Origin of the sequence: Qipengyuania citrea (genome assembly GCF_009828015.1) — a bacterium.
In the GTDB taxonomy this organism is placed as follows: Bacteria; Pseudomonadota; Alphaproteobacteria; order Sphingomonadales; family Sphingomonadaceae; genus Qipengyuania; species Qipengyuania citrea.
The window spans coordinates 422178-435806 of the sequence record NZ_WTYG01000001.1; the positions used below are offsets into that span (position 1 = coordinate 422178).

Below are 13629 nucleotides of genomic sequence, written 5' to 3' on the forward strand. Positions count from 1 at the left end.
ATGGCTCGCTTTTTCATCGATCGGCCCATCTTCGCATGGGTCGTCTCGCTCGGCATCCTGCTCGCCGGTTTCATCTCGCTGCGCGCGCTGCCGATCGAGCAATATCCGGAAGTCGCGCCGCCTTCGCTGGCGATCAGCGTCGTCTATCCCGGCGCCGACGCCGCCACGCTCGAGACCAATGTCACGCAGGTGATCGAGCAGCAGCTCAACGGGGTCGAGGGCTTTCTTTACATGTCCTCCTCCAGCCTCTCCAACGGCACGGCGTCGATCACGCTGACCTTCGAGGCCGGGACCGATATCGATATCGCGCAGACCGAAGTGCAGAACCGGCTGAGCACGGTCGAAGCCCGCCTGCCCGAGGAAGTCAGACGCCAGGGCATCACCGTCCGGCAGGCCAATGCCGGCTTCCTGATGATCGTAGCGCTGACGTCGAAATCGGGCGCGCTGGATTCGACCGACCTCGGCAATATCGCCTCGACGCAGGTGATCGATGAATTGCGCCGCGTGGCGGGTGTGGGCGACGTCACGCTGTTCGGTTCGGAATACGCCATGCGTATCTGGCTCGATCCGGACAAGCTGGCCTCCTACAACCTTTCCCCCAGCGCCGTCGTCGCCGCGATCCGCGAACAGAATGCGCAGACTGCAGGCGGTTCGCTGGGCGCCCTTCCGCTGCAGGAAGGCCAGCAGATCACGGCCACCATCACCACCGCCAACCGCTTCGAGACCGAGGAGGAATTCCGGCGGGTGATCCTGCGCGCGGACGAAGGCGGGGCAAGCGTCCGGCTGGGCGATGTCGCCCGCGTCGAGATCGGCGCGCAGACCTATGCCACCTCGACCACGCTCGATGGCCAGCCGATGGCCGGCATGGCGGTCCAGCTCGCCACCGGCGCCAACGCGCTGGCGACGGCCGAAGGGATCGAGCTGCAGATGGAGGAACTCGGTGCCGGCCTGCCGCAGGATGTCGCCTGGTCGATCCCCTACGACACCACTCCCTTCGTCGAGGTTTCGGTCGAGGAAGTGGTCAAGACGCTGGTCGAAGCCATGGCGCTGGTCTTCCTCGTCATGTTCCTGTTCCTGCAGAACTGGCGCGCGACGCTGATCCCGACGCTGGTCGTGCCGATCGCGCTGGCGGGGGCGTGCCTCGGCCTGTGGCTGTTCGGCTTCTCGATCAACGTGCTGTCGCTGTTCGGCATGGTCCTCGCAATCGGGATCCTCGTCGACGACGCCATTGTCGTGATCGAGAATGTCGAGCGGATCATGCGCGAGGAAGGGCTCGGTCCGCTCGAGGCGACCCGCAAGGCAATGGACCAGATCACCGGCGCGATCGTGGGAATCACGCTGGTGCTGATCGCGGTGTTCGTGCCGATGGCCTTCTTCCCCGGATCGACCGGCGGGATCTATCGCCAGTTCTCGGTCACGCTGGCCATTTCGATCTTCTTCTCCGCCGTGCTGGCCCTGTCGCTGACCCCGGCGCTGTGCGCCACCTTCCTGCGGAAGGAAGACGTCCAGGATCACGACGGTGCAGCCGCGCCCGACGATGCCGATCGACCGCTGCGCGATGGCTGGCGCGGACAGCTGGATCGGGCCCGCGCGGTATCGGGGCGGTTCTTCCACCGCTTCAATCAGTGGTTTGCGCGGATGACCGAGAAGTACGGTCGCACCAACGAGGCGATCCTTGCCCGGCCGATCCGCGGGTTGGCGGTGTTCCTCCTGCTGGCCGCGATCACCGGCCTGCTGTTCGCGCGCCTGCCGGGCGGGTTCCTGCCCACCGAGGACCAGGGTTATGTCATCACCGTGGTCCAGTCGCCCGCCGGGTCGACCCGCGAACGGCTGGAAGAGGCAATCGAACCCGTCGAAGGCTTCTGGCAGTCGCGCGAAGAGGTCGCGCGGACAGTGGTCGTGCGCGGCTTCAGCTTCTTCGGCCAGGGTCAGAACAACGCGATGATGTTCACCCCGCTCGAGGACTGGAGCGAACGCAGCGCCCCGGAAAGTTCGGCCGGTGCCCTGGTCGGACAGGCCATGGGCACTTTCATGGGGCTGGACAATGCGCTGGCCTTTGCCATCCAGCCGCCTGCCATCCAGTCGCTCGGCCAGGCCAGTGGTTTCACGATGAAACTGCAGGACCGCGGCGGCGTGGGCCGCGACGCGCTGGTCGATGCACGCAACCAATTGCTCGGCATGGCGTCGCAAAGCCCGCTGCTGGCCAATTTGCGGCCCGAGGACCAGCCGCCGGCCCCGCAATTGCATGTCGAGGTCGATCGCGTCCAGGCGCGTGCGATGGGCTTGTCGATGGACGATGTGAACAACGCACTGTCGATCAATTTCGGCTCTGCCTATGCCAACGACTTCAACCGCCAGGGCCGCGTGCTGCAGGTCCTCGTCCAGGCCGACGCGCCCCACCGGATGGAGCCGGAGGACGTGCTGTCGCTGCGGATCCCCAATGCGCAGGGCGGCCTGGTTCCGTTCAGTTCCTTCGCCACTGCCGAATGGACCGCGGGTCCGCCCAGCCTGTCGCGCTACAATGGCTATCCGGCGATGACCTTGTCGGGCACTGCGGCTCCGGGCGAATCCTCCGGCGCCGCGCTCGAAGAAATGGAACGGTTCGCCAGCCAGCTGCCGGACGGCATCGGCTTCGAATGGACCGGCATCAGCTACGAAGAAAAACAGGCCGGCGGCCAGATTGGGCTGCTGCTCGGGCTGTCGGTGGTGATCGTCTTCCTCGTGCTTGCTGCCTTGTACGAAAGCTGGTCGGTGCCGCTGTCGGTGCTGCTGATCGTGCCGATGGGCGTGCTGGGAGCCGTGCTCTTCACTATGCTGCGCGGCCTGTCCGCCGACATCTACTTCAACGTCGGGCTGATCACGATCATCGGCCTGGCAGCGAAGAACGCCATCCTCATCGTCGAATTCGCGATCGAGCAGGAGGCCGAAGGCAAGAGCCCGCTCGAGGCGGTAAAGGCCGCCGCGCGCCTGCGGTTGCGGCCGATCATCATGACCTCGCTCGCCTTCATTCTGGGCATGGTTCCGCTGGTTCTGTCCTCGGGCGCCGGCGCCGCCAGCCGCATCGCGGTCGGCACGGGCGTGATGGGCGGCATGATCGCGGCCACGGCAATCGGCATCTTCGCCATCCCGCTGCTTTACCTGCTGGTCCGCACCCGACTGGCGAAGGGCAAGCCCACCCCGCCCGGCGAAGCCGAAGGAGAACCCGCATGATGCGTCCGCTATCCGCCAGCATGCTGGCGCTGGCCCTTGCCGGCTGCGTGAACATGGCACCCGCGCACGAGCGTCCGTCGCTGGCGAGCGCTCCTGCCTATGACGGCGAGTACCGTCCCGATGGGACTGTGGTCGCCACCACGCTGTCTTACGGCGAATGGTTCGACGACGCCCGGCTGGTCGCGCTGATCGATACTGCGGTTGCCAACAATCGCGACCTGGTGGCGGCGACCGCGCGCATCGAACAGGCGCGCGCCCAATACCGGGTCCAGGATAGCCGCAGGCTGCCCGCCCCCGTGGCCAGTGCCGCTGCCGGACGCAGCCGCACCCCGACCGGGGCGGCAATAGCCGGCGCGGCGCCGGCCGTGACGGCGGACCGTTTCGAAGTCGGCGTGGGCGTGACCTCGTTCGAACTCGATTTCTGGGGCCGGGTGGCCAATCTTTCCGAAGCTGCGCGCGCCCGTTATCTTGCGACCGAAGCGAACCAGCGGGCGTTTTATCTTTCGCTCGTCGCCGATGTCGCCTCGACCTATTTCGAAATCCTCGAAACCGATGCGCAGATAGACCTAGCACAGGCGACGCTGGAGAGCCGCCAGGAAGGGCTGCGGATCGCGCGGTTGCGGCTCGATGCCGGGGTCACCTCGGCCCTGCCCTACCGTCAGGCCGAAACGCTGCTGACGACAGCGGAACAGCAGCTGGCAGCGCAGCGTCTCGACCGGGCACGGCTGAACAACCAGCTTGCCGTGCTGGTGGGCGGCGCCGTTCCCGCAAACCTGCCGCAGCCGCTTGCGATGCAGGCGCAGGACGATGCCATGATGCTCGACGCCGGGCTGCCGTCGGACCTGCTGCTGGTTCGCCCCGACATTACCGCCGCCGAAGAACAGCTGCGTGCCGCGCGCGCCGACATCGGTGCCGCGCGGGCGGCCTTTTTCCCGACGATCTCTCTCACCGGCAACGCGGGTTTCGCCTCCAGCGACCTGGCTAACCTGTTCGGTTCGGACGGGTTCACATGGTCTTTCGGCCCATCGCTTTCGCTACCCATCTTCGATTGGGGAGCGCGCGAGGCAGATCTCGATCTGGCCCGGGCGCGGGAGACCGAACAGGTCGCACTGTACGAAAAAGCGGTCCAGACGGCATTCCGCGAAGTGTCCGACGGCCTCGCCGGGCGGCGCTGGCTGGCCCAGCAGGTCGCCGCGCAGGAGCAGGGTGTCGCCGCGCAGGAACGCATCGCGCGGCTCGCCCGGCTGCGCTACCGCGAGGGCGTGGCCGATTATCTCGAAGTGCTCGATGCCGAGCGCAATCTGTTCTCCGCCCAGCAGCAATTGCTCACCACGCAGCGGGCCTATCTGCAGAACGGCGCAACGCTGTTCGTCGCGCTGGGCGGCGGCCTCCCGCGCTGAGCGGGGCCGCGCACAAGGCAGATATCTTTCGGGCAGTCTGTTCTCCGCAAAGCCTGAACGCGAAGACCCCCATCCTGACGGACGGGGGTCTTCAAGCGTGCCGAGCAATCGGGATGGCTCGACCTTCTGGCGGGTCCGGGAACGGGGGAACCGCGCATCGCGATCCCCCGCTATGCGGCCTGAAAATCAGACGGCCGGCCGGCGTACCTTGGTGTAATTCACCCGGGACGCGGCGAGGTCGTCGTGATAGATCACGTCCCGGCCCCTGATTTCGAGATTGTCGGCGGCAACGATCCGGCCATCGTCGAGCCGTACGGCTGCGACGTGTTCCTTTTCCTTGTCCACCAGCATATCCTCGATAGTTCCGTAATGCGTCCCCGTGACCGAGGCCACGGTGCAACCACGGATGTCCTGCTCGTCATGGACGAGTTGCCAGGAATCGAGGGCTTCGAGTTCGCCGAAGCGATCATCGTTCTTCATAATAGGTCCTTTCTAGTCTTACGGACGTTCGAGGATCTCGACATTGTCCTCGTCGACAATCAGGAACACGTCCTGATCGGCGAGAACCGCGAGAGTGTCGTCATCGAGCGGAACACCTTCGACATCGGAGACTTCGCCGCCTTCGCGGATCATGCCGTCCGAAATGCGCAGTTCCTGTCCGGGATTGATGTCGATCTCGACTTCGCGGGGTTCGTCGATGATCAACGCGAACATCCGCGCGCCGTCGTTCTCAACCCAGAAGCCCCGGTCGGTCAGCGGTCCGGCAACGCTCACCTCGCCTGCGAATTCCTGTCCGATATACGACTGGGGATTGGCCAGGATGGCAGCCAGCGTCATCGGCATCGAATCGGCACCTGCGTCGGCTTCGATGGCGGTCTCGGCGAGCACGGGATCGGCATCGTCTTCGTCGGCGGTGATCCACCAGATCAGCAACGCTGCGAGTATTGCTGCGAGTAGCAGCCAGAGCCACGTCATCGATGATTTCTTCTCGACTGGAATTTCAGCCATAAGTTTCCTCCTGTTGCCTGCGCGGGATGAGCGCAGTCTATCAGCGAGCAGCCAAGCCGTTCGTTCCGAAAGAGAATTTCTTCACCGGATACGGCGGCTCCATGCCGGTGTTTTGAAGGACGCGAACGATTTAGAATACGGCAGCCGCAGCGCGAGTAATGCGGGCGGCGTTTACTGCGATCCGATAGCCGAATGAAAAGCGACGAAGGAACTGGCCAGTGCCGCCTCGCTGTCGATCAGCGCCTGCCTGCTGGCGATCAGCTGGCGCTGCGCATCGAGCACATCGAACAGGGAGGCCAGGCCTTCGCGGTACAGCGCGTTCGACTGTGCGAGCGCGGTCTCGCTCTGGTCGATCGCTTCGGTGAGCGCGGCGTTGCGCTGGCGATAGGCCTCGATCGATACCAGCGCATTCTCGACCTGGCCCAGAGCGTTGAGGAACGTGGCGCGATATTCGGCCACGCGCGCCTCGGCCACGGCCTCGGCCGCAGCGACTTCGGCGCGGCGGCGTCCGCCGTCGAAGATCGGAATGTCGATCGCGGCGGCTATCCCGACCAGGAAATCGCCGAACAGCCCGCTCAGCAGCCCGTCGCCGATGCCGATTTCACCGGGTATCGTCAGCGACGGGCGCAGATCCGCCTGTTCGATTCCGATCTCGGCGGCCGCCCGCGCGAGCCGCGCTTCGGCAGCGAGGATATCGGTCCGCCGGCGAAGCAGGTCGGCGGGCACGCCCGCTGGCGGCCCCGCGCCATATCCGGGTATCCGGAATCCATCGGCGAGCGGCTCGATCGCGAAGGCCCCGGGGGGCTCTGCCAGCAGGATCGCGAGCGCGCTGAGCGCGTTGGCGCGGGCAATCTCGACCAATCCCCGGCGAGCCCGGGTCTGGGCGAGGTCCGCTGCCGCGCGGCGCACGTCCAGATTGGCAGCCAGTCCGGCCTCGAACCGCAGGGTGACGATGCGCAGCGTCTGGTCCTGCAGGTCGGTCGATTGTTCGAGCAGGTCGAGTTGCGTCTGCGTCCGGCGGTATTCGATATACTGGCTGGCGATCGCAGCAGCGACCAGCCGGCGCTGCTCGGCCAGCAGATAGTTCGTCTCGGCGTAATCGGCCACGGCGGCGCGCACCTCGGCTGCCAGCCGCCCATTCAGATCGGGTTCGAACAGGGCGAACAGGCCGGCCGCCGCCGTATCCTCTCCCTCGCCCACCAGCGTGGTTCCGATTTCGGCCGATCCGTCGAGCCCCGGCAGCCGGTCCGCCCGTTCCGCGCGCAACAGGGCGGCCGCGGCGGCGAGCCGTCCGGACGCGGCATCGATATCGAGATTGGCTTCCAGACCGCGCCGGATCAGCCGGTCGAGCACCGGGTCACCGAAGCCGAGCCACCATTCTTCCTGCAACCCGGCAGCGGGCAGATCGGTCGCATAGACAGCCGGGGCAGCGATGGGCGGCGCGATTGCGACCGGTTCGCTACCGGCGCAGCCGGACATCGCCAGCGCGACGGGCAGAATTGCACCGGGGTGCTTCATACCTGCGCCACGGAAAGATCCTCGTCGACCTCGTCGATTTCCTTGTGCAGGCGGGCGAGGTCGACATTGCGCGGGTTCCCGTAGCGCGCGATGGCGAGATAGATGACCGGGGTCAGGAACAGGGTGAAGATGCCCGCGATACCCAGCCCGCCGAAAATCACCCAGCCGATCGACTGGCGCGCTTCGGAACCCGCGCCGCTGGCGAGGATCAACGGCAGGGCGCCCAACACGGTCGAGATCAGCGTCATCACGATGGGCCGCAGGCGGATCGCGGCGGCTTCCTCCACCGCTTCGCGGACGCTGCGCCCCTGGTGCCGCAACTGGTCGGCGAATTCGACGATCAGGATGCCGTTCTTCGCCATCAGCCCGATCAGCATCACCAGCCCGATCTGCGAATAGATGTTCAGCGAGACCCCCGACAGGAACAGCGCGAATACTGCCGCGGCAAGCGCGAAGGGAATGGTCAGCAGTACCACCAATGCGCTGGTCACGCTTTCGAATTGCGCTACCAGCACCAGGAACACGATCACCAGCGCGAAGATATAGGTCAGCAGCAGATCGCTCGACGCTTCCTCGAGGCTCGCCGCATCGCCCTGCAGCAGCATGTCGATCCCCGGTCCCAGAGCCTCCTCGCCCAACCGCTCGATCTCGTCGACCGCATCGCGCAGCGGCGTACCGGCTGCAATATCCGCGGAGACCTCGATTGCACGCCGTTGTTCGGTGCGGTCGAGTTCGGCGGCGATGCCCTGCTCTTCGATCACGGTGACGCTGGACAGCGGGATCAACGCCCCGCCCGACCCGCGGACGTAGAGATTGCGCAGGTCCGACGGATTGGTGACACTCACGGCCTGGGCGGTGAGGAAGATCGGGACCGCCTGGTCGCCGACGTTGAGATCCACCAGATCGTCGCCGCCGACCATCGCGCGCAGCGTCTGCGCCAGGTCGTCCAGCTCGACGCCGAGATCCGAAGCGCGCTGGCGATCGATCTGTACCGAGAGCTGCGGCTGTGTCGGCTGGTAGGAAATGTCGGGATTGGAGAGGATTTCGGAGCGGGTGTCGATCGCCGTGGCAAGCGCCTGCGCGGACGCGTAGATCGTCGGGTATTCGGCGCCGGTCAGCGCCACCTCGATACCGTCGCCCCCACCGCCGAAACTCAGCGTGCCGCGGCCCCGGGCATTGGTGCGCGATCCGGGAATTTCCTGCAGCGGCGGGTTGAGTTCCTCGACAATCTCGGTCTGGCTGCGGTCGCGCTCGCTCCAATCGGCGAGTTGTGCAGTCACCCGGACGCGATTGGGATCGTAGCGGCCGACGATCGAGAAGGTGCTCTCGATCTCGCCGCTGGCAAGATACGGCGCGATGACCTGCTCCACCTCGTCGAGCTCGCCATCCATGAAATCGATGCCGACCCCGTCGGGGCCCGTTGCATCGATCGTGATGACGCCGCGATCCTCGTCGGGGACCAGTTCGTTATCGAGCTGGGTGTAAAGCAGCGCTGCCAGCACCGCGAGCGCGACCGACACCGCACCCACCAGCTTGGGCCGGTCGAGACACCGCCGCAGCGCGCTTTCATAGCGGTGGTTCGCCGCATGACCCCAGCCCGCCAGCCGGCCCGGCGCGCTGTCGTCGGTCGCCAGGTCGAATTTCGCCGCCAGTGCCGGGACCAGCGACAGCGCGACGAAACTGGAAATGATCACCGACACGGCCAGCACGAAGCCGAATTCGCGAAACAGCCGCCCCGCTTCGGACGGCAGGAAGCTGATCGGGACGAACACCGAAACCAGCACCGCCGTGGTCGCCACGACGGCGAAGAAGACCTGCCGCGTACCCAGCACCGCCGCCGCGCGCCGGCCCAGCCCCTTGTTCTGCAACCGCTGCGCGTTTTCCAGTACCACGATGGCATCGTCGACGATCAGCCCGGTCGCCAGCACTAGCGCCAGCAGCGTGAGCAAGTTGATCGAAAAGCCCATCAGCCAGATGCCCGCGATCACCCCGACCAGCGCGACCGGGATGGTGGCGCTGGGCACGACGGTGGGTCGCCAGGCGCGGAAGAACACCAGCATGGTGCCAATGACCACAGCGATGGTAAAGGCCAGCGTGATCAGCACTTCGCGGACCGAAATGCGGATGAATTGGGCATCGTCCGACACCACGTCGATCCGGACATCGTCGAACCGCGCGTTCAGGCGTTCGACATCCGCGCGAATGGCGCTGGATATCTCGATCGTGTTCGAGCTGGCCTGCCGCACCACGCCCAGCCCGACGATCGGCTGTCCGTCGAGGCGGACGAAGTTGGTCGCATTGGCTGGGGCGAAATCCGCCTGCGCGACATCGCCGACGCGAGTGGTACCGGAAATGACGACATTCTCGATCTGCGCGGGATCGACTGCGCTGGCTTCGGCGCGCACCACCAGTTCCTGCGCGTCCGACCGGAACGAGCCGACCGGCACGTCGAAGGGGGCCCCCCGCAGTGCCGCGGCGACATCGGTCATTGTCAGCCCGAAGCGGTTGAGCCGTGCCGGGTCGACCGACACGCGCATCTGCCGGGCGCGGGTGCCGAACTGTTCGATGCTGGCGACCCCTTCGGCGGCGAGCAGTTCGGGCACGATGTCGTTTTCCACCAGCCGCGTCAGCGAGGCCTGGTCGTAGCTGTCCGACAGCACGGCCAGCGTCATGATCGGCTGCGCGTCCTGGTCCGCCTTGACCACCGTCACCTGCTCGACGCGCTCGGGCAGGTCGCGGGTCGTCCGGCTGACCGCCTCGCGCACGTCGGAGGCAGCGGTATCGAGATCGGTGCCGGGATTGAATTCGACACGGATGCGGCTGTTGTTCTCCTCGCTCGACGCGCGGATCTGGCGCACGCCCGAAACCCGCGCGACGGCATCTTCGAGAAGGCTCGTGACCTCGGAATCCATGGTCTCGGGTGCAGCGCCGGGCAGGCTGGCGGTGACCGACACGACCGGCCGGTCGACATTGGGGAGCTCGCGAACCTCGACGCCCATCAGCGCAGCGATACCGGCAATCACGATCAGCAGGTTGAGCACGCCGATCAGCAACGGCCGCTTCACCGCCAGCATGGGGAGGTCGGCCCTATCCTTCATCGGCGGCTACAGCAGCGCCCGATCGGGGCTGGCGGACCTCGACATCCTGCCGGTCCGCATTCCCGCTGCCCACCACGCGGATGGCCTGCCCGTCGCGCACCTTCTGCACCCCTTCAACAATCACCCGGTCGGTCCGCTCGAATTCGCCATCCACGAAGACCTCGCCTTCGCGCCGCGAGGTGATCGTCACCGGGACCCGCCTGGCTGCGCCTTCGCGAATGACGAACAGGTGCGATCCATCCCCGCCCCATACGATGGCCTCCTCGGGGACCACCGGACGTGCTTCGCCATTGCGGGTGAAGACCACGCGGAAGCTCATCCCGGGGCGCAGGCGGTCGCCCTCGTTGGGGATGGCGGTGCGCACGATGAAATCGCGGCTGTCCTGCGATATCCGGTTGTCGGTCGCCACCACGCGGGCGTCGATGGTCCGCGTCGTATCGGAAAAAGGCACGACCTGGACGACCTGACCGGGACGCAGCGCATCGAAGACCGATTCAGGCGCGGGGAAATCGACATAGAGCGTGCCGCGCTGGTCGATCTGCGTGATCGGCGTGGAATCGTTGACGCGGTCACCGGGATCGACTTCGGTCAGGCCGACGTGGCCCGAGAACGGCGCGCGCACTGTCCGGTCGGCCAGCGCCGTCTGCGCCTGTTCCAGCGCCACGCGCGCCGAAGCGAGCGCGGTCACGCCGGCTTCGATCTGGCTTTCGGAAAGCGCACCGGTATCCTCGATGCGGCGATACCGGCCCAGCAACTGGTCGGCTTCCTGTACCTGCACCTGTGCCGCTTCGACCGCGAGGCGTTCCTGCCGCGCGTCGAGCCGGACCAGCGCTTCGCCCTTGCGCACGAAATCGCCCGCCGCGAACAGCACAGCGGTCACTCGGCCCGCCGTTTCGGCAAAAATCTCCGCCGATGTTGCCGCACGGGCCGAGCCGATGGCTTCGATCTCGATCTGTTCGGGAAGCACGCTGATGTCCTGCGCAACGACCGGCACCGCCTCGCGCGCAGGATCACGTTCTGCTTCACCGCAGGCGGTGACAAGCAGCAGTGCGGCGCAAGCCATTGTACGGAAAGACGCGGCGGACACGCTGCGCAGGTAACGAATAAGGCCTCGGGGGGGAAGCGCTTCTGTGTCAGCCCTGTTCGATGGCTTCCAGTTCGGTCCCGGCGGCCAGCCATGCCGCTTCGGCTTCGGCGAGAGCATCGGCCGCTTCCGCGCGCTGGGCGAGGAGGCTTTCGATGCTCGCCCCGCCGCTCGGTCTCGCCCTGGCCGTCCCCTGTTCGAGGATGGCACTGTCGAGCCGCTCGACATCGGCGGTCAGCCGCGCCATCGCCTGTTCGGCCTTCGCCAGTTCCGCCTTGGCCATGCGCGTCCGGGCAATGATATTGGTGCCATTGCTGCCGCGCGCCTTGCTGGCCGCATCGCCGCGGCCGTTCTTCGCCGGTTTGCGGCCCAGCACCAGATCGATGTAATCTTCCATGCTGCCGGAATATTCGCGCGCGGTGCCGTCATCCACCAGCACCAGACGGTCCGCCGTCAGTTCGACCATGTGGCGATCATGGCTGATGAGGATGACCGCGCCCGAGTAATCGTTCAGCGCCTGGATCAAGGCTTCGCGCGCATCGACATCGAGGTGATTGGTCGGCTCGTCCAGGATCAGCAGATGCGGCGCATCGCGGGTGATCAGGGCCAGTGCCAGACGCGCCCGTTCGCCGCCCGACAGCTTGTCGACCCGCGTCTGCGCCCGCGCGCCCGAAAATCCGAACCGCCCCAGCTGCGCGCGAACGGCGCCCTGCGCCGCGCCCTCCATTGCGCGGTTCATCAGGTCGAGCGGCGTGTCCTCACCGGCCAGTTCCTCGACCTGGTACTGGGTGAAATAGCCTACCTTCAGCCGCCCCGGGGCGTTCACTTCGCCTTCCACCGGGTCGAGCTGCGAAGCCAGCAGCCGGGCCAGCGTGGTCTTGCCGTTGCCGTTGCGGCCTAGCAACGCGATGCGATCGTCGGCATCGATCCGGAAATTCAGTCGCTTCAGGATCGGCGGGGCATCGCCATAGCCCACGGCCGCCTGTTCAAGCGTGATCATGGGGGATTTGAGTTCCGCCGGATCGGGAAATCCGAAAGTGAGCGTGGGGTCTTCCATCATCGCGGCGACGGGCTGCATCTTGGCCAGCATCTTGGCACGCGACTGCGCCTGTTTGGCAGTCGATGCCCGCGCGCTGTTGCGGGCGACGTAATCCTGCAATCGCGCGCGCTGTGCATCCTGCGAAGCCTTGGCCGCCGCCAGCTGGGCCGCCCGCTCGGCGCGCTGCTTTTCGAACGCGTCGTATCCGCCATTGTATAGCGTCAGCGCCCCGCCCTGCAGATGCAGGATATGGTCGACCACCTTGTTCAGCAGGTCGCGTTCGTGGCTGATCACCAGCAGCGTGGCAGGATAGGATTTGAGGAAGTTCTCGAGCCACAAGGTCGCTTCGAGATCGAGGTGGTTCGACGGTTCGTCGAGCAGCAGGATATCGGGTTCGGAAAACAGCAGCGCGCCCAGCGCGATGCGCATCTTCCAGCCGCCGGAAAAGCTTCCCACCGGACGTTGCTGCATCTCCTCGTCGAAGCCCAGCCCGTTGAGGATCTTCGCTGCGCGCGCCGGCGCGCTGTAGGCATCGATGGCGAGCAGGCGATCATGGACATCGCCCATCCGGTACATATCGGTGCAGGTTTCCAGTTCGGCTAGCAGCTCGGCGCGTTCGGTGGCCGAAGCCAGTACCACTTCCTCGGGCGTCATCGTCCCGCTGGGGGCTTCCTGCGCGATATAGCCGATCCGCGCGCGCGACGGTTTGGCGATCTCGCCCTCGTCGGGTTCGATTTCGCCGATCAGCGCTTTCATCAGCGTCGACTTGCCGGCGCCGTTGCGCCCGATCAGCCCGACGCGCGCGCCCACCGGCACGGCAGCGCTGGCGCGATCGAGAATGGTCCGGCCGCCAAGCCGCACTGTGACACCGTCGATGGTAAGCATGCGCGGCCCCTAACAGCCTATTGCCGTTCCCCAAAGCAATTCTGCCGCCGTGCAGCGGGGTGCAAGCGCCTTGCACGATCCGCCCGGTCCGCTAGCGCGGTGGAATGAAGATGGAAGACCTGCTGCAGCGCTATTTTGGCACCCAGGACCTGGCCGAGGTCGATCCGGCCGCGCTCCCCGCCGGGGTCGAGCGAATGCGCGTCGATTTCGGGCTCGAACGCGATCGCGGCCACCGCTTCGCGCTGTGGACCCTGCTCTACATGCTCGATGCCGCACCCGATCTGGACGTCGCCTTCGAAGATCCCGCAGACCGCGATGCCGCGCGCACCATGATGGATATGCTCGCCGCGCAGGCTCCCGAGTAGCGCAGAGGCCGTAGCGGTTTGG

Annotated in this window: 9 protein-coding genes; 3 read left to right on the forward strand and 6 right to left on the reverse strand. The window is 66.2% G+C overall.

What is annotated here, in order from left to right:
- Entirely contained in the window at positions 1-3210 is a 3210-nt protein-coding gene (locus tag GRI55_RS01895) for an efflux RND transporter permease subunit (protein ID WP_160766020.1), read from the forward strand.
- Positions 3210-4610, forward strand: coding sequence for an efflux transporter outer membrane subunit (locus GRI55_RS01900; RefSeq protein ID WP_370873281.1), 1401 nt, complete (start codon positions 3210-3212; stop codon positions 4608-4610). The genes GRI55_RS01895 and GRI55_RS01900 overlap by 1 nt, the downstream gene beginning before the upstream one ends.
- A gap of 186 nt (positions 4611-4796) precedes the next feature.
- Here the strand turns inward: GRI55_RS01900 and GRI55_RS01905 are convergent, their stop codons facing one another.
- The 6 genes from GRI55_RS01905 to GRI55_RS01930 all read right to left on the reverse strand — a co-directional run bounded on the left by GRI55_RS01905 (position 4797) and on the right by GRI55_RS01930 (position 13242).
- On the reverse strand, positions 4797-5090 hold the full coding sequence (locus GRI55_RS01905; RefSeq protein ID WP_050600974.1) for a PRC-barrel domain-containing protein: 294 nt from the start codon (positions 5088-5090) through the stop codon (positions 4797-4799).
- An 18-nt stretch (positions 5091-5108) separates the two neighbouring features.
- The gene (locus GRI55_RS01910; RefSeq protein ID WP_156488964.1) at positions 5109-5618 is read right to left on the reverse strand and encodes a hypothetical protein; all 510 of its coding nucleotides are present in this window, start codon (positions 5616-5618) and stop codon (positions 5109-5111) included.
- 171 nt (positions 5619-5789) lie between these two features.
- The gene (locus GRI55_RS01915) at positions 5790-7136 is read right to left on the reverse strand and encodes an efflux transporter outer membrane subunit (protein ID WP_160766022.1); all 1347 of its coding nucleotides are present in this window, start codon (positions 7134-7136) and stop codon (positions 5790-5792) included.
- Positions 7133-10234, reverse strand: a complete 3102-nt coding sequence (locus tag GRI55_RS01920) for an efflux RND transporter permease subunit (RefSeq protein ID WP_160766023.1) — start codon at positions 10232-10234, stop codon at positions 7133-7135. The genes GRI55_RS01915 and GRI55_RS01920 overlap by 4 nt, the downstream gene beginning before the upstream one ends.
- Positions 10224-11297: an efflux RND transporter periplasmic adaptor subunit gene (locus tag GRI55_RS01925; protein ID WP_160766024.1), complete on the reverse strand. Its 1074-nt coding sequence runs from the start codon at positions 11295-11297 to the stop codon at positions 10224-10226. Before GRI55_RS01925 ends, GRI55_RS01920 begins: the two co-directional genes overlap by 11 nt.
- A 70-nt stretch (positions 11298-11367) precedes the next feature.
- The gene (locus GRI55_RS01930; protein ID WP_160766025.1) at positions 11368-13242 is read right to left on the reverse strand and encodes an ABC-F family ATP-binding cassette domain-containing protein; all 1875 of its coding nucleotides are present in this window, start codon (positions 13240-13242) and stop codon (positions 11368-11370) included.
- Between the two features lie 104 nt (positions 13243-13346).
- On the opposite strand from GRI55_RS01930, the gene GRI55_RS01935 reads away from it, so the two are divergent.
- On the forward strand, positions 13347-13607 hold the full coding sequence (locus GRI55_RS01935; protein ID WP_050600979.1) for a hypothetical protein: 261 nt from the start codon (positions 13347-13349) through the stop codon (positions 13605-13607).
- Positions 13608-13629: the final 22 nt, after the last annotated feature.